The sequence below is a fragment of the Nostoc sp. PCC 7107 genome (genome assembly GCF_000316625.1).
Taxonomy (GTDB): Bacteria; Cyanobacteriota; Cyanobacteriia; order Cyanobacteriales; family Nostocaceae; genus Nostoc_B.
In genome coordinates this window covers 2,448,978-2,472,346 of record NC_019676.1, presented here as the reverse complement: position 1 = coordinate 2,472,346, position 23,369 = coordinate 2,448,978, and the positions used below count along the sequence as shown (strand labels likewise).

17 protein-coding genes and 1 pseudogene are annotated in these 23,369 nt (G+C 38.7%); 8 read left to right on the top strand and 10 right to left on the bottom strand.

The features are described from left to right. Positions 1–105 precede the first annotated feature (105 nt). From NOS7107_RS10580 to NOS7107_RS10570, 3 genes are all read left to right on the top strand, one after another. Complete coding sequence (locus NOS7107_RS10580; protein ID WP_015112966.1) at positions 106–828, top strand: GUN4 domain-containing protein; 723 nt, start codon at positions 106–108, stop codon at positions 826–828. Between the two features lie 33 nt (positions 829–861). After that, positions 862–1,053 carry a type II toxin-antitoxin system HicB family antitoxin gene (locus tag NOS7107_RS10575; protein WP_015112965.1) on the top strand — a complete coding sequence of 64 codons (192 nt, stop codon included), beginning with the start codon at positions 862–864 and terminating at the stop codon, positions 1,051–1,053. Positions 1,054–1,183: 130 nt separating this feature from the next. Then, positions 1,184–2,326: an ABC transporter ATP-binding protein gene (locus tag NOS7107_RS10570; RefSeq protein WP_015112964.1), complete on the top strand. Its 1,143-nt coding sequence runs from the start codon at positions 1,184–1,186 to the stop codon at positions 2,324–2,326. Between the two features lie 361 nt (positions 2,327–2,687). On the opposite strand, the gene NOS7107_RS10565 is transcribed toward NOS7107_RS10570, so the two are convergent. Continuing rightward, complete coding sequence (locus NOS7107_RS10565) at positions 2,688–3,155, bottom strand: hypothetical protein (protein ID WP_015112963.1); 468 nt, start codon at positions 3,153–3,155, stop codon at positions 2,688–2,690. A 14-nt stretch (positions 3,156–3,169) separates the two neighbouring features. Then, positions 3,170–4,258, bottom strand: coding sequence for an S-methyl-5-thioribose-1-phosphate isomerase (gene mtnA, locus NOS7107_RS10560; RefSeq protein WP_015112962.1), 1,089 nt, complete (start codon positions 4,256–4,258; stop codon positions 3,170–3,172). 175 nt (positions 4,259–4,433) lie between these two features. Between mtnA and NOS7107_RS10555 the strand changes: the two genes are divergently transcribed. From NOS7107_RS10555 to NOS7107_RS10545, 3 genes are all read left to right on the top strand, one after another. Continuing rightward, on the top strand, positions 4,434–5,540 hold the full coding sequence (locus NOS7107_RS10555; RefSeq protein WP_015112961.1) for a TRAP transporter substrate-binding protein: 1,107 nt from the start codon (positions 4,434–4,436) through the stop codon (positions 5,538–5,540). A gap of 327 nt (positions 5,541–5,867) precedes the next feature. Then, positions 5,868–11,936 (top strand): hybrid sensor histidine kinase/response regulator, encoded by a 6,069-nt coding sequence (locus NOS7107_RS10550; RefSeq protein ID WP_015112960.1) that lies wholly within the window; start codon positions 5,868–5,870, stop codon positions 11,934–11,936. Continuing rightward, positions 11,933–13,921, top strand: coding sequence for a response regulator (locus NOS7107_RS10545; RefSeq protein ID WP_015112959.1), 1,989 nt, complete (start codon positions 11,933–11,935; stop codon positions 13,919–13,921). Before NOS7107_RS10550 ends, NOS7107_RS10545 begins: the two co-directional genes overlap by 4 nt. A gap of 74 nt (positions 13,922–13,995) precedes the next feature. On the opposite strand, the gene NOS7107_RS10540 is transcribed toward NOS7107_RS10545, so the two are convergent. The 6 genes and pseudogenes from NOS7107_RS10540 to NOS7107_RS10515 all read right to left on the bottom strand — a co-directional run bounded on the left by NOS7107_RS10540 (position 13,996) and on the right by NOS7107_RS10515 (position 19,496). Next, the gene (locus NOS7107_RS10540) at positions 13,996–15,333 is read right to left on the bottom strand and encodes a TRAP transporter large permease subunit (RefSeq protein WP_015112958.1); all 1,338 of its coding nucleotides are present in this window, start codon (positions 15,331–15,333) and stop codon (positions 13,996–13,998) included. Continuing rightward, complete coding sequence (locus NOS7107_RS10535) at positions 15,317–15,871, bottom strand: TRAP transporter small permease subunit (RefSeq protein ID WP_015112957.1); 555 nt, start codon at positions 15,869–15,871, stop codon at positions 15,317–15,319. The genes NOS7107_RS10540 and NOS7107_RS10535 overlap by 17 nt, the downstream gene beginning before the upstream one ends. A 164-nt stretch (positions 15,872–16,035) precedes the next feature. Beyond that, complete coding sequence (locus NOS7107_RS10530) at positions 16,036–17,505, bottom strand: pentapeptide repeat-containing protein (RefSeq protein WP_015112956.1); 1,470 nt, start codon at positions 17,503–17,505, stop codon at positions 16,036–16,038. Between the two features lie 283 nt (positions 17,506–17,788). Then, a complete protein-coding gene (locus NOS7107_RS10525; RefSeq protein WP_015112955.1) occupies positions 17,789–18,505 on the bottom strand; it encodes a pentapeptide repeat-containing protein in 717 nt (238 codons plus the stop codon). 354 nt (positions 18,506–18,859) lie between these two features. Beyond that, positions 18,860–19,147: pseudogene (locus NOS7107_RS10520) on the bottom strand (hypothetical protein); the annotation flags it as partial. 124 nt (positions 19,148–19,271) lie between these two features. Further along, positions 19,272–19,496 carry a helix-turn-helix domain-containing protein gene (locus NOS7107_RS10515; protein WP_015112953.1) on the bottom strand — a complete coding sequence of 75 codons (225 nt, stop codon included), beginning with the start codon at positions 19,494–19,496 and terminating at the stop codon, positions 19,272–19,274. Between the two features lie 141 nt (positions 19,497–19,637). On the opposite strand from NOS7107_RS10515, the gene NOS7107_RS10510 reads away from it, so the two are divergent. Next, complete coding sequence (locus NOS7107_RS10510) at positions 19,638–20,108, top strand: hypothetical protein (RefSeq protein WP_015112952.1); 471 nt, start codon at positions 19,638–19,640, stop codon at positions 20,106–20,108. Positions 20,109–20,123: 15 nt separating this feature from the next. Here the strand turns inward: NOS7107_RS10510 and NOS7107_RS10505 are convergent, their stop codons facing one another. Next, a complete protein-coding gene (locus tag NOS7107_RS10505) occupies positions 20,124–21,332 on the bottom strand; it encodes a NupC/NupG family nucleoside CNT transporter (RefSeq protein ID WP_015112951.1) in 1,209 nt (402 codons plus the stop codon). A gap of 229 nt (positions 21,333–21,561) precedes the next feature. Here NOS7107_RS10505 and NOS7107_RS10500 point away from each other — a divergent pair, with 229 nt between their 5' ends. Then, positions 21,562–21,831, top strand: a complete 270-nt coding sequence (locus tag NOS7107_RS10500; protein ID WP_015112950.1) for a hypothetical protein — start codon at positions 21,562–21,564, stop codon at positions 21,829–21,831. Positions 21,832–21,919: 88 nt separating this feature from the next. Here NOS7107_RS10500 and NOS7107_RS10495 read toward each other — a convergent pair whose 3' ends face one another. Then, positions 21,920–23,323: an amidohydrolase gene (locus NOS7107_RS10495; protein ID WP_015112949.1), complete on the bottom strand. Its 1,404-nt coding sequence runs from the start codon at positions 23,321–23,323 to the stop codon at positions 21,920–21,922. Between the last annotated feature and the right edge of the window lie 46 nt (positions 23,324–23,369).

Genomic DNA, 23,369 nt, shown 5'->3' with positions numbered 1-23,369 from the left:
TTTGTACGATCAAAAATAGTAAACTACTTTTCGCTATCAGTGTTTCATCATCAAAAATCCACGATAGCGATCGCTTGTTCACTGACCGCTAACACGAGTAATGGCATGACAGACCCAATGATTGTATCAGGCACTGCTAATGACATCGACTCCCTCAGACAACGCTTAATCGCTGGGTCTCTTCAAGTCCAACAACAGATCATCCCACAGTTAGCCGAATTTGGTAATGAGGGATTAGAAGTGTTGATGGAATTTTTGTTGAAACGTCGTGAGTCCCCAGCGACTTGGATTGATGGTAAAGCTTACCAAGTCCTTTACAACTCTGATGCACCAAACGCCAGAGAATTTCTGCAAACAAATTTTCCTGAAGGCATTGTACCTCTAAAATCAGAGGCAGGGATCAATTACAAACCTTTGCAACAGTTACTGGTTGCTCAAGACTACCAAGCAGCTGATCGCGTGACTATTGAGAAAATGTGTGAAGTAGCCGGGCCAACTGCTATCAAACGCAAATGGCTGTATTTTTCAGAAGTTGACAATTTCCCGGTGACTGACTTACACACCATTAATAATTTGTGGTTAGTCCATTCAGAAGGTAAATTTGGCTTTTCGGTACAGCGAGAAATTTGGTTAAGCCTTGGCAAAAGTTGGGATAATTTCTGGCCAAAAATCGCCTGGAAAGATGGGAATAATTGGACACGTTATCCTAATAGCTTTATTTGGGATTTGAGTGCGCCAAAAGGTCATTTACCTTTATCAAATCAACTGCGAGGTGTGCGAGTAATTGCGTCTTTATTTGCTCATCCGGCATGGACAAATAAAGGATGAAGTATGAAATTAGTAACCCCGTAAAATCAAATTATGCGGAATAACATCAAACGCGAATTTTACGTCATTATTGAACGGGATGAAGATGGCTATTATGTCGGAGAAGTCCCACAACTAAAAGCCTGTTATAGCCAAGGAGAAACAATTGATGAGTTAATGACGAATATTAAAGAAGTCATTGAACTTTGTTTAGAACCTGAAAGTAATGAAACAATACTACAGTAGTCCTAAATCATACGTGAACAATAAGATCCCCGACTTCTCAAAGAAGTTGGGAATCTGAGGTTATCAACACACATCAAGTCCTTCACTAACAAAAGGACAAATGACAAATGACAAAGGACAAAATTAAATAATGGCAAAAGTTCGACTCGAAGAAATTAAACGTCGGTTTAACAACGTCACCGCCATCGAAGATATCACCTTTGAAATTCCCGATGGTGAATTTTGGGTGTTAGTTGGGCCGTCTGGTTGTGGGAAATCGACGATTTTAAGAACGATCGCGGGTTTAGAAACTGCAACTTCTGGCAAACTATTTATAGGCGATCGCTTAATGAATAACATCCCTGCTAGACAGCGGGATGTGGCGATGGTGTTTCAAAACTACGCCCTTTACCCGCACATGACGGTGGCGGAAAATATCGCCTTTGGTTTGCAGATGCGAAAGGTGGACGCGAAACTCATTCAGGAAAGGGTCGTGACGGTGGCGCGATCGCTTTCTTTGGAACATCTGTTAGATCGCAAACCCAAACAACTTTCTGGGGGACAGCAACAACGGGTAGCATTAGGAAGAGCGATCGCCCGTGAACCCCAAGTATTTTTATTAGATGAACCTTTATCTAATTTAGATGCTCAATTGCGCGATGACACCAGAGCCGAGTTAAAACAACTCCATCAAGAGTTAGGAATTACCACTGTTTATGTCACCCACGACCAAGTTGAAGCGATGACCTTGGCTGATAAAATTGTGGTACTAAATTGTGGGAGAATTCAACAAATTGGCGAACCACAAAGCATTTACGCTCTTCCAGCTAATCTAATGGTGGCGACTTTTTTAGGCAATCCACCAATGAATATTTTGTCAGCAAAATATTCTAATGATGGCTTTGATGTGGGTGAACAATTAATTGCAGTTCCCGAATTTATCAGGGAAAAATTACAACTGTGTCCAGGGCAGAATTATGATTTGGGTATGCGTCCAGAACATATTTCTATTAACGTAGACGCGCAAGCGGCTTGCCACGGGCTACCACAGAGGCGCAGAGAACACGGAGAGGAAAAGTTAGGAGAGTTACTAGTAGATGTGAAGGTGGTTGAGCCTTTGGGAAGAGAAACTTTAATTCGTGCGAGTTTACCTGGTTCGACAGTGTTATTGAATGTGCAAATTGGTGGAAATGCACGGGTGAATTTAGGCGATCGCTTGTCTCTCCAATTAGATTTAACTCAGTTATTTGTCTTTGATTCTATTACCGGAGATAGGATATGGCCAGAGCTATGAAATTAAGAATTGGGTAAATTATACTGCTGCTACTTTTCAGGTTTACAAGCAGCTTGATCACCCCAAACTCTACAAAGAATTATGGGATAAAAATAGAGAAATACTACTCCAATAATCACACAAACCCAAGCAAAATAAATACCCTAGATTAGTTTCACATCCTTGGTCAAGAAATTTTGGATTTTAGATTTTAGATTGACCTCATGCCTAAAAGTCAGCCAATTTTAGATTTTAGATTAAAAAGAAAATCTGAAGTTAATCTAAAAGACGCTCCTAGGTCGCTAACGCAAATCCAAAATCTAAAATCGAATGGCCTTCTATTATCTCAAATTTAAAATCTAATAGTCAGCTATATTTTTTATTAACTCAACACTTCCATCTTGGTAATTATCGATTCTTTCTTACTTTTGCCACATGGTTCAGCACTTTGACAATCACTCACAGATTCAATAGTGTAAGATGCACGCACTTTTTTGTTTAAAAATTTTGCCGATTCTGCACAAATTTCAAAGGATGCGCCTACCTGATGTTCAATTCCTTGTTCATCAGTTAATGTGGCGTAACACAATAAATCACCATTAACTAGTTCTTTCACTGTACCAATGCTTGGTAAGACAGTTTTAGATGTTTCTGGATTTTCTGATAGAGAAACATCTGTTGTCGGAGTTGTTTCAGGTGATGCAGTAACTACTGAGCTTTGACTAGAAATCTGTGTCATATCAGAGTTATTTGTGGGAGTTTCTTTGACAATTTCTGTAGAGGAATTATTACAACTAGTGATGCAAATCAGACAGATAATTAATCCGGTTATTAAGCTAGGTTTGTTCATGATTGAGATAATTGTTAGTTAATACAATGTTTTAACTGGTACTTTGCTAAATCACCAGGTGCAAATGCCCCATTTTCTGTAATTATGGCTGTGATTAACTCTGCCGGAGTGACATCAAAAGCGGGGTTATAAAATTCCACGCCTTCAGGTGTGAGTCTTGTGTCCCCAACTTGGTAAATTTCCTCTGGGTGACGTTCTTCAATAGGGATTTGATTACCGTCAGATAATGCAAAATCAACAGTAGAAAAAGGTGCCGCCACAAAGAAGGGTATATTGTGAGCTTTAGCAACGATCGCTAAACTATAGGTACCAATTTTATTCGCTGTGTCACCATTAGCAGCAATGCGGTCAGCCCCCACAACTACAGCATGAATCAAACCCCGCTGCATACAATGGGCGGCCATGTTATCGGTAATTACTGTCACAGGTATATTTTCTTGCACACATTCCCAAGCTGTGAGTTTTGCGCCTTGCAAGCGGGGGCGGGTTTCATCGGCAAACAACCGTTCTAAACGCCCTTCGCGCCACGCCGAACGCACAACTCCCAAGGCTGTACCATAACCTGCTGTTGCTAACGCGCCTGCATTACAGTGAGTCAGTAAGGTGAGTTTTTCGGGTGTTTTGGGCAGTACAGTTAAACCATGATCACCCATCGCCTGACAAGTTTGCAAATCTTCCGCATTAATGGCTTGGGCAGTGTGAAATAAAACTTGTTTAATATCTTCGACGCTTCCCAATGTTGCGTGGGCAGTTTTTAACATTCGGTTAATTGCCCAAAATAAGTTTACCGCCGTGGGACGAGTCTCTCGTAATAATTGGGCGACTATTTCTAGTTTATTTAAAAACTCAGTGCGTTCGTCGAAGACGTTGCCGAAGGCATCGCTGGTGATAATTTCCCGCGCCCCCAAATACATCCCATAGGCCGCAGCCACACCAATAGCCGGCGCACCCCGCACAATCATGGTTTTAATCGCCAGCGCCATATCTTCACTGCGGTGAATTTCCACAAAGGCGTATTCATTGGGTAAACGGGTTTGGTCAATTAGTGAAACTGAATTGTTGTGCCAAATAACTGGATAAACTTGGTTTGCAGAATTTGTCATAAAAATTGGTAGGCATGATCAACTGTGTATACAAAAATAAATGAAAATGAGACGCTGAAGCTAGAGACCAGATTTTTACTCAACACTCAAAACTTTTTCCAGTTAGGCGATCGCAAAGGTGTGAAAATTTAAAGACTGCGATTTTGATAGTCAATTATTAACATTACCAAGCATGATGAAACGCCGAAAGATTTTAAACACAGCTGCTTTAGCCACAGCCACTGCTGCTACCCTAGCGGCTTGTAGTCGTAGCACCACATCTCCCGGAGTGCAAGCTGGACTCCCAACTGTTCGCTGGCGCATGGCTACTAGTTGGACTAAAAGTTTGGGGACTTTCATTGGTGCAAAAGTAGTTGCAGAACGTGTTAAGCAAATGACTAACGGTCGTTTTACAATTACCCCCTTCGCGGCTGGTGAGTTAGTCCCAGGACTGCAAGTTTTAGATGCTGTCCAAGCTGGAACTGTAGAATGTGGTCACACAGCCAGCTATTATTACATCGGTAAAAGTCCAGTTTTAGCTTTCGCCACCTCTGTACCCTTTGGTTTAAATGCCCAACAGCAAAATGCTTGGTTATATCATGGCGGTGGCTTAGAAGCGATTCAGAAAATCTACGCCAGTTTTAACATTATTAATTTTCCCGCCGGTAACACTGGGGCGCAGATGGGGGGATGGTTTAAAAGAGAAATTAAAACTTTAGATGACCTCAAAGGTTTAAAAATGCGAATTCCCGGCTTAGGCGGACAAGTCATGTCGCGTTTGGGTGTGAATGTACAAGTTTTACCAGGAGGCGAAATTTATTTGTCACTTGACCGGGGTGCAATTGATGCGGCTGAGTGGGTAGGCCCTTACGATGATGAGAAACTGGGTTTAAATAAAGCTGCGAAATATTATTACTATCCAGGTTGGTGGGAACCAGGGCCATGTTTAGATGTATTAGTAAATCTGAATGCTTGGAATAAGTTACCCAAAGAGTATCAGGAAATCTTCAAGACAGCGACTTTTGAAGCCAACATGAATATGCTCACTGAGTACGATACTTTGAATGGTGCAGCACTTGCGAGATTGATTGCTGGTGGTACACAACTCACTCCCTATAGCCAAGATATATTACAAGCCGCACAGCGAATTGCTATTGAGATATATGAAGAAAATGCCAGTAAAGATCCCAACTTTAAACAAGTTTACGAACAGTGGAAAAACTTTCGCCAACAAGTTTATAACTGGAATCGTGTGAATGAATTGAGCTACGCCAATTTTGTCACTTCTAGTAATAGCAAGTAATAGCTTACCCACACAAAGCATAGCAGCGTGTGGGGATATAAGTTTGCTGTTAAGTGCGGTTATGTGGGTGGCGATCGCCCAAAAAATAGTCAATCAAACCAGTTTATTTGTATTAGGATGAAGATACATCAGTTCTATACCCATAATTTATCTCAATTTTTCTAGTGTGGGCAATGCTTTTAGTTCCAAGAAAAACAAACTTTGATGTTATCGGCATTGCCCACCTGAAGATTATTGAGAATTATACTAAAAAATCATTTAGTAATACTAAAATAGTGCCTTGAACACTGAGTTCAAGATTTAGCTCACGCAAGTGACAAAATAAACATGAGTATTATTCTTGCCGACTACAATCTCATCAAAGTTCTTTATGATGACATAAATATCTGTATTTACCGTGCTTTTAAAGAATCAGCACAAATATCAGTAATCATCAAAACTCTTAAAACTGTTTATCCGACAATCGAGCAAATCACTCGCATTAGATCCGAGTATCAAACACTGCAATCTTTAGTAAGATTAGGAGTGATTCAACCTCTCGCTTTAGAAAGTATACAAAACGGCATAGCCCTGATATTAGAAGATTTTCCTGGCGAAATACTTCAGGATTTTATTAACACAAACACCTTAGAATTAAACAATTTCTTACAAATAGCAATTCAATTAGCATTAACATTATCTCAGCTACACCAAAATCAGATTATTCATCAAGATATTCAACCACGCAATATTTTAATTAACCCTAATACCTATGAAATGAAAATTATAGATTTTAGTAATGCCTCACGCCTATATCAAGAAACTCAGACAGTTAATCATCTCAATTTGCTAGAAGGTAATCTTGCTTATATATCACCAGAGCAAACTGGGAGAATGAACCGTTCAATAGACTATCGCACTGATTTGTACTCTTTAGGTGTGACACTATATCAAATTTTGCTTGGTAAGCTGCCTTTTGATGTAAATGACCCTTTAGAAATAATTCATTCTCATATTGCCAAAATTCCCATATCTCCTCAAGCATTAAATTCTCAAATTCCTCCAGCAGTGTCTAATATTATTATGAAGTTATTAGCTAAAACTGCCGAGAAAAGATATCAAAATACTTTGGGGTTAAAGGCTGACTTAGAATTATGTTTAAACCAGCTAAAAGCAACTGGAAAAATTGATAATTTTGTTGTTGGTCAACTTGATTTATCTAGTCAATTGCTAATTCCACAAAAACTTTATGGTCGAGAACAAGAAGTTGCTCAATTGATAGATACCTTTGAGCAAGTCAGTGTTGGCGCAACTGAGTTAATATTAGTTAGCGGTTATTCGGGAATTGGTAAATCTTCCTTAGTTAATGAAGTTTATAAACCGATTATTTGCCAGAACGGTTATTTTATTGCCGGAAAATTTGACCAGTATAAACGCCATATACCTTATGCGGCAATAATTCAAGCTATTCAAGAATTAATCCGCCAATTATTAACAGAAAGCGCTGAAAAAATCACCAACTGGAAACTCAAACTTTTATCAGCAGTTGGTGTCCACGGTCAAGTGATTATTGATGTGATTCCTGATGTCGAAAAAATTATTGGTACTCAGCCTGAAATCCCAGCATTAGGAATTAATGAATCGCAAAACCGCTTTAATCGCTTATTTCAAAAATTTATTTATGTATTTTCGCAAGCAGAACATCCGCTAGTAATTTTTTTGGATGACTTACAATGGGCAGATATAGCATCTCTCAAGTTAATTCAACTACTGATGAGTGATAGCGAGAGTAAATATTTACTATTAATAGGTGCATATCGTGATAATGAAGTGAGTCCGACTCATCCATTAATATTAGCTTTAGAGGAACTACAAAGAAAGGATATAAATGTTAATCATATTATACTTCAATCTTTAGAAAATTGGCAGATCCAACAATTAGTTAGTGATACCCTTAAAAATCGATCAGAAGAGTTACAAGAACTAGCTAATCTAATCTTTAATAAAACCCAAGGTAATCCATTTTTTGTTACTCAATTACTCAAATCTCTTTATCAAGATAACTTGTTGTTTTTTAATTTTAATACAGCATCTTGGCAGTGGGATATTGCATTGATAAAAAACATTGCAATTACCGAGAATGTCATTGAATTGATGATCAATCAAATTCAAAAATTATCACTAACTACCCAAAAAATTTTACAATTAGCTGCTTGTATCGGCGATAAATTCAATTTAGATGTTTTGAGTATTGTTAACCAAAAATCATGGACAGTAACAGCAACGGAACTCTGGGAAGCTTTACAAGCAGGTTTAATTTTACCTTTAGATGCGTCTTATAAAATACCTCTAGTTTTGAATGAACAGCTAGAGGCAAAATTGCTCACAGATTCGTTACAGCAACCAATTACTTACAAGTTTTTACATGACCGTGTGCAGCAAGCATCTTATTTGCTAATTCCCGATGAGCAGAAAAAAGCCACACATTTCCAAATTGGTCGATTACTTTTACAAAAAACATCACGAGAAGAGCAAAAAGAACATATTTTTTCTTTAGTAAATCACCTAAATTATGGTATTGATTTTTTAAACCCAGAGTCAGAGAAATATGAATTGGCTGAACTCAATCTGATTGCAGGTAAAAAAGCGAAAGCCGCCGCCGCGTATGAGTCTGCTGTGCGCTATTGCAAGATAGCGTTGAGCTTATTAACAACTGATAGTTGGCATCAGCAATATGAGTTAACATTAAATTTACATCAAGAAGCAGCAGAAGCGGCATTTTTGGGCGGTGACTTTGAGCAAATGGAATTATTGGCCGAAATAGTGCTGCAACAAGCTAAAACGCAACTGGAAAAAGTGAAGGTTTATGAGTTGCGAATCAAAAGTTGTGAAGTCCAAAGAAAACTAATTGCAGCAGTGAACCTTGGTTTAGAAGCTTTGGAAATGTTAGGAGTAACACTCAACCAAGTACCAACTGATTTAGATATTCAGCAAGCTATTCAAGAAACCAAAACTTATTTAGCAGGTAAAGGAATAGAAGATTTCATTAATTCGCCTTCAATGACAGATGCTGACAAACTAGCAGCAATGAGACTAATAGCAAGTTTAGTACCTGCTGCATATCAATCTGCGCCTGAATTATTTATTTTGATGGCTTGTCAACAAGTAAACTTATCTATTCAGTATGGAAATACGCCGTTTTCAGCGAGTGGTTTTGCTGATTTTAGTGTAGTTTTGAGTGGTTTATCACAAGATATTGAAGAAGTTTATCAAATTGGAAAATTAGCTTTAAGCTTATTAGAAAGCTTAGATACTTATGAAGTAAAAAGCCAAGTTTTATTTAAAGTTGGGACTTTTATAATTCATTGGAAACATCATGTAAGAGAAACTTTACCGCTTTTAGAAGATGCTTATTTAAGTGGATTAGAAGCTGGGGATTTAGTACATACAGGTTATTCTGCCAGTAATAAGTGTCAATATGCCTACTGGAGTGGTGCAGAATTAAGCAACCTAGAACAGGAAATGGCAAAATATAGTAAGGCGATCGCTCAGATTCATCAAGAGACTGCCCTAAAATGGCATCAAGTCTTTCACCAGGCAGTTTTGAATTTAATTGGACTATCGGAAAAACCTGGCCTTTTAATTGGTGAAGCTTATAACGAAGAGCAATTGTTACCATTCCACATCCAATCAAATGAGCGCACAGTAATTCATTATGTATTCCTGAATAAACTAGTTCTCTGTTATCTATTTGGTGACTTTGCTAAAGCTGTGGAAAATGCTATTCAAGCAGAACAGTATTTAGATGGGGTCACAGGATGGTTAAATGTGCCATTATTTTATTTCTACGATTCTTTAGCACACCTAGCTATCTACCCATCGGCTGAATCTCCACACCAAAAACTGCTGCTAGATAAAGTGCAAACTAATCAAGCAAAAATGCGGAAATGGGCAGATCATGCACCGATGAATTTTCAGCATAAATATGAGCTTGTAGAAGCAGAGAAAGGGCGAGTTTTAAATCAAAGTTGGCAAGCAATGGCAGATTATGACAAAGCTATTGCTGGGGCTAAAGCCCAAGGATATATCCAAGAAGAGGCTCTCGCCAATGAATTAGCCGCAAAGTTTTATTTTGCCAGTGGTAGAGAAAAAGTCGCTCAAGTTTATCTTACAGATGCTTACTATGGATATAGTAACTGGGGTGCGATCGCCAAGTTGAGAGATTTAGAAGCCAAATATCCCCAAATTGTGGCGCGACTGTCAAAACGTCAAACGCTAAATTCAGACAAAAATCAGCTGATGCACTCGATAAATCACAATATCAGTGGAGCTTTTGATTTAGCCACAGTCATGAAAGCCTCACAAGCTCTTTCTGGGGAAATTGTTTTAGACAAACTACTAGCTAAATTGATGTACATTTTGCTAGAAAATGCTGGAGCAGAAACAGGATATTTAATTTTAACTAAAGGCGATAATTTATTTATTGAAGCATCGGGTAAGTTTGGTCAAACTGAAATCAATGTGCGACAGTCAAACCCGTTAGAATCTAGCCAAAATTTGCCAATATCGCTAATTAATTATGTGCTGCGATCGCGGGAAAATGTTGTTCTCAACGATGCTACTTCTGAGGGCGTATTTACAACAGATAATTATATTGTCCTGCATCAACCAAAATCTATTTTATGTAGCCCGATTGTGAATCAGGGTAAGTTGGTTGGTATTCTTTACTTAGAAAATAAATTAATTGCTGGGGCATTTACACCAGCAAGATTAGAAGTTTTACAACTTTTATCATCACAAGCGGCAATTTCTTTAGAAAATGCTCGCCTCTATCATGATTTAGCAGAATATAATCGGACATTAGAAACAAAAGTTAAAGAACGCACTTTAGAATTACAAGCAAGAAACTTACAACTACAACAAGAAATTCAGGAACGCCAAAAAGCCGAAGAAGTCGCCGCCGATGCTAACCGCGCTAAGAGCGAATTTCTGGCGAATATGAGTCACGAACTACGTACACCTCTAAATGGTATTTTGGGTTATACACAAATATTTAAAACAGATAACTCTTTGAGTAATCAACAACGGAATGGTGTAAACATTATTCATCAGTGTGGGGAACATCTTTTAACACTAATTAATGATATTTTAGATATTTCTAAAATTGAAGCTCGGAGAATGGAGCTAGAGTTGAAGAAATTTAATTTTTCAGCTTTTTTAGATGGGGTTATAGAAATTTGTCGGCTACGTGCAGAAATTAAAGGGATAGCTTTAGTTTACCAACCTCTTGGTTATCTACCTGAATTAATTTGTGGTGATGAAAAACGCTTACGGCAAGTGTTAATTAATTTATTAAATAATGCCGTAAAATTCACAAAAAAAGGTAGTATAACCTTTAAGTTAGGTTATGTAAACCAGCATAGAGACTGGATATTAGATACAGATAAACTTACTGCTCAATCTCCACAGTTGAAGATTCGTTTTTTAGTAGAAGATACAGGCATTGGCATTGCTCAGGAGCAATTAGAAGACATATTCTTGCCATTTAAACAAGTGGGTGAGGATAGTCGGAAGACAGAAGGAACCGGATTAGGTTTAACAATTAGCCGTCAATTGGTGCAGATGATGGGTGGTGAATTGTTTGTCGAAAGTGAACTGGGAAAAGGCAGTATTTTTTGGCTAGATTTAGAATTACCAGAAGTTGAACAACTGGCAAATATTGATATTACTGAACTGAATATTATTGGAATTTCTGGCTCTAAATGCAAAATTTTAGTTGTTGATGATAAATGGGAAAATCGCTCAGTTTTGGTCAATATTTTAGAGCCTTTAGGGTTTGAAGTTTTGGCGGCTAGTGATGGCTTAGACTGTTTGCAGAAAATGCCTGAATTTCAGCCGGACTTGATTCTGATGGATTTAGTGATGACAGGAATGGATGGTTTTGAAGCTACCCGTCGCCTGAGATTGTTACCAAATTTTCAAGAAATTGTAGTAATTGCCGTATCAGCAAGTGTGTTTGAATTTAATCAACAAGAAAGCCGAAAAGTTGGGTGTGATGACTTTATACCGAAACCTATCCAAAAAGCCGAACTTTTAGAAAAGTTACAAATTCACTTGGGATTGGAATGGGTATATGAAGACAAGGTAAGAAAGATGAAGGATGATCAAAAAAGTTCAATTTATCCTTTAAACTTGACATCTCAGGCGACGATTGTACTTCCTCCCATAGATGAACTGGCAATTTTGCTAGATTTGGCTATGCGGGGTGACTTAGGAAGTATTGCGGAAAAATCGCTCAAACTAGAAGAACGGAATGAAAAGTTACAGCCTTTTGCTACTTGTTTATATCAGCTGGCAAAAGGTTTTAAAGGGAAACAAATATTGGAGTTTCTCCAAAAGTGTTCTGAGACTTTATGAAAAATAATTTTAATAAATTAGGTGTCATTTTAATTGTTGATGACACTCCCATTAATTTAGAAATGCTGTTTGATTTTTTAGGTAAAGCCGGATTTACGGTATTAATTGCTGAAGACGGCGAAAGTGCGATCGCCATAGCAGAATATGGTAAACCTGACTTAATTTTGTTAGATATCCTCATGCCGGGAATTGACGGTTTTGAAACTTGTCGTCGTCTGAAAGCCAAGGAAGCAACTCAAGATATTCCGGTGATTTTTATGACAGCACTTTCAGAAACTTTGGATAAAGTCAAAGGCTTTGAACTGGGTGCAGTAGATTACCTCACCAAACCACTGCAACACCAAGAAGTATTAGCCAGAATTCAACTGCATCTGAAGTTGCGAACCCTTACCAAAACTCTGCAAGAGCAAAATTTGCGTTTGGAAATCGAAATTGCCGAACGTTTACAAGTTGAAGAAAAAATCCGCGAACAAGCAGCTTTGTTAGATGTAACTAGCGATGCAATTATCGTGAAAAATTTTGATAATCAAATTTGTTTTTGGAATCAAGGCGCTGAACATTTGTATGGCTGGAAAGCAATAGAAGTCATGGGAGAGAATGTCAATCAGCTTTTGTATACACCGGAAACTTTATCGCAAATCCAAAATATTTATGCAAATATAACTGAGTCTGGCTTTTGGCAAGGAGAATTAAAACAAGTTAACAAACAAGGACAAGATGTGATTGTGGCTAGTCGTTGGACATTAATGTGCGATCGCCATAATCAACCAAAATCAATTTTGACAGTTAATACTGATATTACCGAAAAAAAACATTTAGAAAGTCAAATTCTTCGCGCTCAACGTCTAGAAAGCATCGGTACACTAGCCAGTGGTATCGCTCACGACTTGAACAATATCCTGACTCCCATTTTAACTGCTGCACAACTGCTACAACTCAAAATGCCCGATACTAACGAGCGCAATCAGCAGATGTTGAAAACCATAGAAACTAATTCTAAGCGTGGAGCCGCTTTAGTCAAGCAAGTTTTGCAATTTGCGCGGGGAGTGGACGGTCAGCGTACCATTGTGCAAGTCAGCCATCTATGTTCCGAAATCCAGCAAATTGTCCAAGAGACTTTTCCTAAATCAATTGAATTAACACACAACATTCAGCCAGGACTTTGGGCTGTAATTGGCGATGCAACACATCTTCATCAACTACTGATGAACTTAGTAGTTAATGCCCGTGATGCTATGCCCAGAGGCGGTAATATCCAAATCTCTGCGGAAAATCTTTTCATAGATGAACAGTATGCGCGAATGAATCTGGATGCGCGTGTCGGCGCTTACATTGTAGTAACTATTGCAGATACAGGTATGGGGATGCGGTCAGAGATTATTGATAGAATCTTTGAACCGTTTTTCACCACCAAAGAGATTGGTAAAGGTACCGGATTAGGTCTGTCTACTGTCAGAGGCATTATCCAAAGTCATAGCGGTTTTGTCAATGTTTCCAGTCAAGTTGGCAGAGGTACAGAATTTAAAGTTTTCTTGCCAGCAGTGGAAGTAGCAAATACCCTCCTAGTGGAAGACTTAGAATTGCTCAAAGGTAACGGAGAATTAATTTTAGTAGTTGATGATGAAAGTGGAATTTTAGAAACTACCAAAATTTCTTTAGAAACTTACAACTACAAAGTATTAACCGCTAGTGATGGCATTGAAGCGATCGCTATTTATGCTCAACACGAAGACGAAATTAGCCTCGTGTTAATGGATATGATGATGCCATCAATGGATGGCACTACTGCTATTAGTACGATGCAAAAAATGAATTCTCAAGTCAAGGTGATTGCTGTTAGTGGTTTGACAGCCAGTAGTAAATTAACCAAAATGCCTGGAGTGAAACAATTTATTCCTAAGCCATATACAACAAAGGATTTGTTACAGACCTTACACAGCATTTTAGTACAGCCATCTCGAAACCCAGAGAGTGTTGTTAAATAGTAGATATAGCAAAATGCTGAGTACAAACCCAGTTACTTTAGAGCTTTGGGCAATCAACATCGCCCGTATTGATGTTAACTGCCCAAAGAAGGTAAGAAACTCACAATTTGTGGGAAGACAATAATTAACAATACAACTAACAATTGCAGCAAAATAAATGGTATGACACCGCGATAAATATCAGATGTTGTCACTTCTGGAGGCGCAACACCACGGAGATAAAATAAAGCAAAGCCAAAAGGTGGTGTTAAAAACGAAGTTTGCAGATTTGCCCCTAACACTACACCATACCAAACTAAGTCAATGCCTAATTGCTGGGCAACAGGCACAAATAAAGGTATGACAATAAAGGCAATCTCAAAAAAGTCAATAAAGAAACCAAGAATAAACACTGTAATCATACTCACGGCTAAAAAGCCGACTTTGCCCCCAGGAAGATTGGCGAGGACATCAAACATAAATTGATCGCCGTTTAGTCCCCGAAATACTAAGCTGAAAGCTGTAGAACCAAATAAAATAAACACCACCATACTGGTGATTCGCAAAGTGGTATCACAAACTTGACGCAGAGATGATAAGGTTAGTCTATTGTTAGCAGCAGCCAGAGCGATCGCACCTACACAACCAACGGCACCTGCTTCTGTTGGGGTAGCAATACCAAAAAAGATACTCCCTAACACCAGTAAAATCACAACCAAAGGCGGTAACATCACCTGTATTACTCTTTTCACCAAAGCTTTACCGCCAATTTCTCGCACGTGTGCAGGTAAAGCTGGTGCAGCATCTGGCTGCAAAAATGCCACAATTAGCACATGAAGCGCAAAGGCACTGGCCATCATCAACCCAGGAATCACTGAACCAATAAACAAATTCCCCACAGACACACCAAGTTGGTCGCCTAAAACTACTAAAACCACACTCGGCGGAATAATTTGTCCTAAAGTACCCGATGCTGCAATGACACCAGTGGCTAATTGTTTGTTATAGCCGTAGCGCAACATAATTGGCAGGGAAATCAAACCCATCGCTACTACTGTGGCAGCAACTACACCTGTCGTAGCTGCTAATAATGCCCCCACCAACACCACAGCTAAGGCCAGTCCTCCACGCAACCGTCCCAACATAATCCCCATCGTTTCTAAAAGCCGTTCCGCTATGCCAGATTTCTCTAGCATTGACCCTAGAAAGATAAAGTAAGGGATAGCTAAAAGGGTGTAATTAGCCATAATGCCAAATATCCGCTGTGGCATTGCAGTGAGAAATATTGGGTCAAATACACCCAAGCTAATTCCCAATATGCCAAATATAATAGCCACACCACCGAGGGAAAATGCTACTGGATATCCCAAGGATAACAACACCAAAGCACCCGCAAACATTATTGGCCCCAGCCATTCATAAGCCAGTGTCATGTTGTTCTTCTCCAGCTTCTAGTCTGCCTTGGATAATTGCCCAGTTTTTAATTGCCTGAGAAATTCCCTGAAAAATCAGCAATACAAAGGCGACAATAATCATCGCTTTAATTGGGTAACGTGGTAAACCACCAGGATCAGGTGAACTTTCCTGAATCTGCCAAGAAGCAATGATTGTATCCCAAGAAAAAACTATCACCATCACGCAGAAGGGAATCAGGAAAAATATCGTACCCACTAAATCTGCAATGGCTTTGCGCCGATGTTGCCAATTACTATAAAAAATATCTACACGGACGTGTTCGTTGTGCTTGAGAGTGTAAGCGGCTCCCAGCAAAAAAACTAAATCAAAAATATACCATTGAGCTTCGATATAAGCGTTGGAGGTGAGGTTGCTGCCAGTAAATCGCCCCAAATATCGCCCGATAACATTCCACACTCCCAGTATGACCATGACTAACACAAGCCAACTGGTAAATCGACCAATAAATTCTGTACAGGTGTCAATAATTTTTGAGATTTTTAAGAGTTTTTCCAATGGTGGTATTACCTCTGTCGTGAAAATGGGGTGTAGGGGCTAGGGGAAAGAGTTTTTATGTTTGGCCTTAAAATTTTCTCATAAATCGCTGACTTGAACATGCTTAGTAATATATTTTCCCCCTGCCTCCTGCCCCCTGCCCCCTGCCTCCTGCCTCCTGCCTTCTAACTCGATTGTCGCCAGTGGGTAGGAGCTTCGAGATCATCGGGTAGACGGGTTGTGCGATCGCCTACTGCCATGCCAATCTGTTGTGAGTCTAAATTTTTCACACCTGTGAGAATTGCACCTTCTAGTTTGACATCACACAGGTTTGTGCCAAATAAATTTGCGCCGATGAGGTTGGCTTGAGACAAATTGGCTTCATATAAAACTGCCCGATTCAAATTGGCTCCCATCAAGTTAGCTTGATATAAATCGGCTTCTGTCAAACTCGCTTCGGTGAGGTTGGCAAAGAAAACTTCTGTTTGCTGGAGTTTGGCAGCGTTTAAATTTGCTCCAGACAAGTTAGCACCATTCAAGTTCGCTCCTTGTAGGTTAGCGCCAATCAGTCCAGCCAGATGCAAATTCGCTTTACCCAACTTTGCCCCTTGTAAGTTAGCCAAAAATAACTTTGCACCAGAAAGGTTAGCAACTTTTAATGTTGCTTGTTGTAAATTAGCTTTATACAAATTTGCCCCTTGCAAGTTGGCTGTACGCAGACTTGCATTTTGAAGATTTGCCGCACGCAAGTTTGCCCCTTGCAAATTGGCTCGATTCAAGTTTGCCCCTTGTAAGTTGGCTTCGCGCAAATTGGCTTTTTGTAAATTGGTTTCATAGAGAATTGAGCGAACCAGTTTTGCGCTGTGGAGGTTGACTCCACAGAGGTTAGAGCCGCGCAAATCTGCTCCCGAAATGTCTGCACCGCGTAAATCTGCCCTTTCTAAATTGGCTCCTAATAAGTCTGCTCGCCGAATATCTATGTTGCGTAAATCTAATTTTTGACTTTCCAATTCTAATAGCGAATTACGTCTGCCAATGATTGTTAGTGCGGCTTGCACATCCCGACGAATTTTAGGGGCTTCTTCACTGTTGCGTTCTCCGTGCTTTGTTGTCAGCACTCTATTTTTTGGTTTACCCCAATATATCGGCTGTGCATCTTCTTCTTTGAAGAGTTCGGCTTCTGTGGGAATACCTGTATTTTCCCGCACAAAAGCCGCAAGGATTTCCATGATTGTCCAATGTTCTTTGGGAAAGTCCTGGGCGATGCGTTCTAAAACATAAATTGCCCCGATGCGCGTTTCGATTCTTTCATGACCTAGCTGCGTAATAGCAGCCATAAATCTATCTGCAATCAATCTATCTTGAGAAATTTGAGCATTTTGCATACTCAGTTCGACATTCTTTTCCGAGGCGATCGCATTTTTCTGCATTGCCTCTGTCCGTTTGCCTGCATAATAAGCATTAATCATCACGGCTAATCCTAAAAACATGATGGCAGTCGTGGTTAATGCTTGGGTTCTATATTGTATTTGCTGCGAAATTGATAGCTCCTTTTTATTGGAGGCAGCAAAAACAATTATATTCAGTGCGATCGCGAATATAACTGTCGTACCTATCAACCAACGCAACATTTTGTCTGTCTTATTTGCAGACATAGGAATAATATTCCTCACAATACAGAATTATTACTTAGATATTGGGACGAGTATAACATTTCGCTAAAATTTTGAATATGCAGTTACGGATTTTTATTGATAGTACTTTCATAACTTTAAGTTGTCTTTGTAATGATATTTTGACAACCAAGTAGGCAATAATTAATAATTTCTTAATATTTATTAGTCTTTCACCCTGATCAGTGGCAATACAAAGGCTTTGGTGTCGGTAAATTAATAGTAATGTCGAAAAAACATTTCTCTATTCAGTATTTATCATCTCTTATCCGGAAAATTTTGCCTCTCGGAAATTAGCTTTATCCAGGATGGCATCTTGCAGATTAGTTTGAGACAAATTAGCAAGATAAAAATTAGCCTTGACCAAATTTGCTTTTGCTAAGTTTGCTTGAGATAAATTAGCTGCACTCAGAATTGCTTCAGAAAGGTTAGTACCAACAAGATTTGCCTCAGATAAGTTGGCTGCGCTTAAAATTGCACCACTGAGGTTGGCACCAGCGAGGTTGACTCCTGATAAATTAACTTGATAAAGGTTCGCACCAGCGAGGTTTGCGCCACTGAGATTTGCGCCTCTTAAGTCTGTATAGCTTAAATCAATTTGTGCCGATGCTAAATATTTGTGAGTGTCTATTCTAGTAATCACATTCAAAGCTGCTTGAATATCTGGATAAATCTCCTTGTTAGTCTTTTGAGAAGAGCTTTTACGCACAAAAGCAGCGAGAAGCTCTATTATTTCGCCGTGGTGTGGACGATGATAAGTTGCTAATCTTTCTAATTCTAGAATTCCCTGTAATCTTATATCTCCTATTTCATGATGTAGCTTTTCTCGCGCCACACTTAAACATTTTTTAACGCTGCCTGGAGAGATATGATGCTGTTTATCTTGACCGTAAACTATCCCCAGGATGATATATAAAAATAAATTTTTATTAATTGAATATTTTTTTTCCTGATGTCTAAAATTGTTGATGTATGTAAACATTTTAAAGATTTCAATAAGGCATTGTTGTGTTTTATTGTCCAAAAATTATCAAGATTTTGTCATTCGTAAATATAATGATTATTTCAAGCTAATAGTGAGAAAATATCACTATGTCTAGAGAAATAAGTTCAAGTAAATACTTTAAAAATTGCTGGTGACATCAGAAAAAGGCATATTCTTTATCTTCCTTATCTAATAGTATTGCTATACACCTTACCTCTATTAAGATGTATTTAGTAAATATGGAATAGTTGGCTTATGCTAAAACGCAGCTTTTTTGTGGCAATATTAATGTCTATTTTGGCATTTGTCAGTATCAGTGATATATCAACGGCTGCACTGTCGAGTAAGCTTTTAACTACTCTTGCTCACACTATGGAACCTACCTCGTTTTTTCGGTGTTGCAGTTGTCAAGGGGATTTGAGAAGATGGCTGAAAGAAAAATTCAGGTGTGCCTCGTTGTTTATCAGGGAAGGGTGCAACGATTAGCTTCACGTTTGGTTTTCGTTGTTGTTTAACAATACCAAAATCTTGATTTTCTGGTGCAGCGAAATACTTGATAGGGTCAATTGGCTTACCTTTTTGATGAGCGACATAAAAATGATAAAGACCGCGATAAATTATCTCTAAAGAAATGGAGTCAAGCCAAACTGCTTGTAAATGATTTATGTACAAAGATGTATTGACAAGAAGCTAATAAAATCATCAAAAAAAGGTTTATTCAGGTTAGCAACTATTACTAATTCCTTGAGGCGTATATTTTCTATTATTCATCAAAAAACTCTCTAGGTGAAATGGACAAAGCATCGGCAATTTTCTTAATATTTAGAAGACTCACATTTCTCTCTCCACGCTCGACTCCTCCGATGTAGCTTCTATCTAAGTCACATAAGTGTGCCAAGTCTTCTTGAGAAAGCTTATAAATACCTCGGAGATAACGGAGGCGTTCACCAAATTTTTTTCTAATATCTTTTTCGTTAGGTGCTGTCATAGCAATAACTAAAGAGGGTGTGATGCTTTTAAGTCCACGGACTTTAAGTACCAATTATATTGCATACATTTTAGTATGCGATCGCCACATTTCCCAAGTTGCTAAAATAAAACCAAAACAAATAATCTCACAATCTGACCAGTGCGAAGATATCAGGTATTTTATTTAATATTTTTTATCACTTTAGCTGCTATTTTGAGTTTTACTTTACTCACAGACTTTTCACCAGTGGTTAGTTGCGATAAATGGAAATATACTGCAACATCATTCAAAGAAAAATATTACGCTAATCCTGTAGATTTAGTAGTTCAACCTTGGCGAGGACAGCATCATGTCTATGGGACATTTATCATTCCCAATATTTATAAAAATGATGGCTTTTTTACTCTCACATTACCAGGAAATAAAACTTACTGTGGACAACTTTTAAATGTGAGTGGTTTTGTAATTCCAGGTGTTTATCCAAAGCCAGAAAATCGGATTATTCGGGGATATTTAAACACTCGTGTTGCGATGTTGCTGATTATTCAAGGGCATATCAATGACTTAAAACAACCAGAAAACTGGAAACTAGGCTATTTCGAGAGCAAAAAAATCAAGAAGTACAGATAAAAACTCAGCAATTTTTTAAATTAAAATTCCCGCAATACAAGCAGTAATAAAACTTGCTAATAATCCTCCAATCATTGTCCTCACACCCAATTTAGCTAAGTCATGCTGGCGGTGAGGAGCTAAACCAGTTAATCCGCCAATTGTAATTCCAATTGAGCCAATATTAGCAAAATTGCATAATGCGTAAGTAGCAATAATTACGGCTCGTTGCGAAATTTTGCCGTCTTGAATTAGCTGTTTTAAATCTAAAAAAGCAATAAATTCATTTAAAATAGTCTTTGTTCCCAATAGCGCCCCTACTTGTTGACAATCTTTCCAAGGTGTACCCATCAACCAAGCTACGGGAGCCATGACAACAGATAATACTAATTGCAAAGATAACTGGGGTAAATTCACCAAAGAACCCAACCATCCTAACAAAGCATTGAAAGCGGCTAGTAATCCTAAAAAGGCAATAATCATTACCCCAACATTAACGGCTAATTTTACGCCATCAATCGCGCCTGTTGTAGCTGCATCAATAACGTTAACATAATTCGTTTCTACATCAATTTTGGCTTGACCTGCTGTTTGCGAAACTTCGGTTTCTGGGTACATTAATTTTGAGACAACTAACGATGTTGGCGCAGTCATAAAAAAAGCTGCAATTAAATGTTCTGGAGGAATACCAAAGGAAAGATAAGCGCCTAAAACTCCACCAGCAATTGTGGCAAAACCTCCTGTCATCACTGCATGGAGTTCTGATAAGGTCATATTTCCTATGTATGGTTTGACCATGAGTGCAGATTCTGTCGGCCCTAAAAAGATGTTACCCGCACAAGATAAAGACTCTGAACCGGATGTTTTCATTGTTTTAATCATCACCCAAGCCAGAATATTGACAACTCGCTGCAAAATTCCGTAGTAATATAAAACGCTAATAAAGGCTGAGAAAAAGATAATAGTTGGCAGTACTTGAAAAGCAAATAAATGGTCTTTAAAATTTTCTCCAAAGACGAATTTTGCACCAACATCTGAAAAAGCCAAAAAATTACTAACAATATCTCCTAAAGATTTAAAGATATTTAAACCCCAAGGTGTTTTTAAAATTAGTAAAGCAAAAATAAATTCTAATCCCAACCCCCAAGCAATTGTTCGCCAACGAATGGCTTGACGTTCAACAGACAATGCGTAAGATATCCCAATGAATACTAATATTCCCAAGAAAGAAATAGCACGTTCCATATTAACTTCCGAAAATGTACAGCTATGATACTTGGCTATCAAGCATACATAAAAATGTAACTTTTTTAACTTTTTTGTAGTTAATTTTCTCTGTATTAAACGAGAATGCGATCGCCACTTGAGAATTAAACTCTATACAAGGTAAAGGTTTAGAATTTGTAATAAAACTTCTGGCTTAAAACGATGCTAAAACTGATACCCTAAAATTTACTTTGTTGAAAAACTGTTTATGAATCGAATGTTTAGGCGCTACCACCGCCAGATAGCCATTATTCTATGTTTGCCTTTATTTTTAACCGTATTAACTGGTATGGGATATACCATAGCCCATGAATGGTTACGCCAAGATGAGTTAGGCGAATTCCTTTTAGGACTGCATACATTAGAAATCATTCATTTAGAGAAAATTTACCCCATCTTGAACGGGTTAGGATTAGTTGGCTTGTTAATTACTGGTGTGAGTATGACAGGTTTATTCCGTCAACGCGCCTCACAATAATATTTTCGCGCATTCGGCGTTCGCGTAGCTTATCGCAGAGTAGGCGCAAAGACGCAAAGTTTTTTTTAGCGTCTTTGCATGGGAAATATTAATCTATTAAACCCATCACAGTACGATAATGTGCTTCAATTTCCGCTACAGTTTGTGACTTACGTTGAGTATCCCATTGACTAAGCTGAAATAATTTTTGCCGCAATTCATCTACATTAATGGTAGTAAATTGACCATTAGCCACTATTTGTTTGCCATTTACCCACGCACTATCAACAACATTAGTAGGTCGTCCTAAAACTAATAAACCGATGGGATCTGTCCGGGGCAGTAATGATAAAGTTGTCAAGTCATAAAGCACTAAATCGGCTTGTTTACCCACAGTTATAGAACCAATTGTATCTGCCATATTCAAGCCTTTTGCACCGCCTAAAGCTGCCATTTCTACAGATTGTCGGGGTGTAATCCAATATTGATAATCTCGTTCTGTGGTGTTGTGGAGAATAGACCCAATTTTAATAGCTTCTAATAAATCTTGCGAATCATTACTCGAAGCACCATCACAACCAAAAGTGACATTTACCCCAGCTTGGCGATATTTTAAAATTGGGGCAATGCCGCTACCTAAGCGCAAATTACTTAAAGGATTGTGAACAACGGTAGATTGAGTTTCAGCGAGGATTTCAATATCAATATCATTTAACCAAACACAATGGGCAAGAGAAGTGCGATCGCCTAAATACCCAAGGCGTTTAAGATGTTCAACAGCACTACAACCGTACTTTTCTTGGGCGAGTTTTTCTTGGGCTTTGGTTTCCAGCAAATGCGAGTGACGACATAAATTATAGCGATCGCTCAACTCAACACAACCAGTAAATAAAGCATCACTACACAACTGAATCCCTGTAGGCGCAACTAAGATATTCACACCCTCTTCTGGGCGATGAAACTGTCTCACCGCCTCCTCAATCATGTCTAGGGTGTCCGCCGTTGAACGAAAATAAGGTTCGTGATTGCGTTCTGTCTCCCCAGAGGGAATACCGGCTGTCAGAGATTCATCTTGAATTAAAGGTGCAATAAAAGCCCGAATCCCAATTTCTCGGTAAGCGCGAACTGCAGTAGCGATGGTTTCTAACTCTTGTCCGGGAATTAACACCAGATGATCTACTACACTCGTACCGCCGGAAAGTAAAGTTTCTACCGCAGTTCCTAAAGCACTGAGGTAAACTTTTTCGGTGTCTAGGGGGGCAAAATCATACAGTTCCGCCAGCCATAATTCTAAAGGCAAAACTGACATAATCCCCCGTTGCCACATTTCCGAAGAATGGGTGTGGGCGTTGACAAAACCGGGTAGTAGCAGTTTGTGTTCCCCGTTAACTGCTGTCCCCACAACATCAAGGTTGGGTGCAATAGCAGAGATTTTACCCTCCACAACCTGTACATCTGTAGTTGTGTAAGCATCATCTGTGGCAATTAAAACATTTTGAATAGTAAAGTTCACGAGTTAAACCTTGATTAAGTAATTGAACGCTCTACTACATTTCAAG

What these genes read in the sequence shown, in the direction of transcription:
- NOS7107_RS10580 (WP_015112966.1), top strand. Translation starts at nt 106, where the DNA reads ATGACAGACCCAATGATTGTATCAGGCACTGCTAATGACATCGACTCC.
- NOS7107_RS10575 (WP_015112965.1), top strand. Translation starts at nt 862, where the DNA reads ATGCGGAATAACATCAAACGCGAATTTTACGTCATTATTGAACGGGAT.
- NOS7107_RS10570 (WP_015112964.1), top strand. Translation starts at nt 1,184, where the DNA reads ATGGCAAAAGTTCGACTCGAAGAAATTAAACGTCGGTTTAACAACGTC.
- NOS7107_RS10565 (WP_015112963.1), bottom strand. Translation starts at nt 3,155, where the DNA reads ATGAACAAACCTAGCTTAATAACCGGATTAATTATCTGTCTGATTTGC.
- mtnA (WP_015112962.1), bottom strand. Translation starts at nt 4,258, where the DNA reads ATGACAAATTCTGCAAACCAAGTTTATCCAGTTATTTGGCACAACAAT.
- NOS7107_RS10555 (WP_015112961.1), top strand. Translation starts at nt 4,434, where the DNA reads ATGAAACGCCGAAAGATTTTAAACACAGCTGCTTTAGCCACAGCCACT.
- NOS7107_RS10550 (WP_015112960.1), top strand. Translation starts at nt 5,868, where the DNA reads ATGAGTATTATTCTTGCCGACTACAATCTCATCAAAGTTCTTTATGAT.
- NOS7107_RS10545 (WP_015112959.1), top strand. Translation starts at nt 11,933, where the DNA reads ATGAAAAATAATTTTAATAAATTAGGTGTCATTTTAATTGTTGATGAC.
- NOS7107_RS10540 (WP_015112958.1), bottom strand. Translation starts at nt 15,333, where the DNA reads ATGACACTGGCTTATGAATGGCTGGGGCCAATAATGTTTGCGGGTGCT.
- NOS7107_RS10530 (WP_015112956.1), bottom strand. Translation starts at nt 17,505, where the DNA reads ATGTCTGCAAATAAGACAGACAAAATGTTGCGTTGGTTGATAGGTACG.
- NOS7107_RS10525 (WP_015112955.1), bottom strand. Translation starts at nt 18,505, where the DNA reads ATGTTTACATACATCAACAATTTTAGACATCAGGAAAAAAAATATTCA.
- NOS7107_RS10515 (WP_015112953.1), bottom strand. Translation starts at nt 19,496, where the DNA reads ATGACAGCACCTAACGAAAAAGATATTAGAAAAAAATTTGGTGAACGC.
- NOS7107_RS10505 (WP_015112951.1), bottom strand. Translation starts at nt 21,332, where the DNA reads ATGGAACGTGCTATTTCTTTCTTGGGAATATTAGTATTCATTGGGATA.
- NOS7107_RS10500 (WP_015112950.1), top strand. Translation starts at nt 21,562, where the DNA reads ATGAATCGAATGTTTAGGCGCTACCACCGCCAGATAGCCATTATTCTA.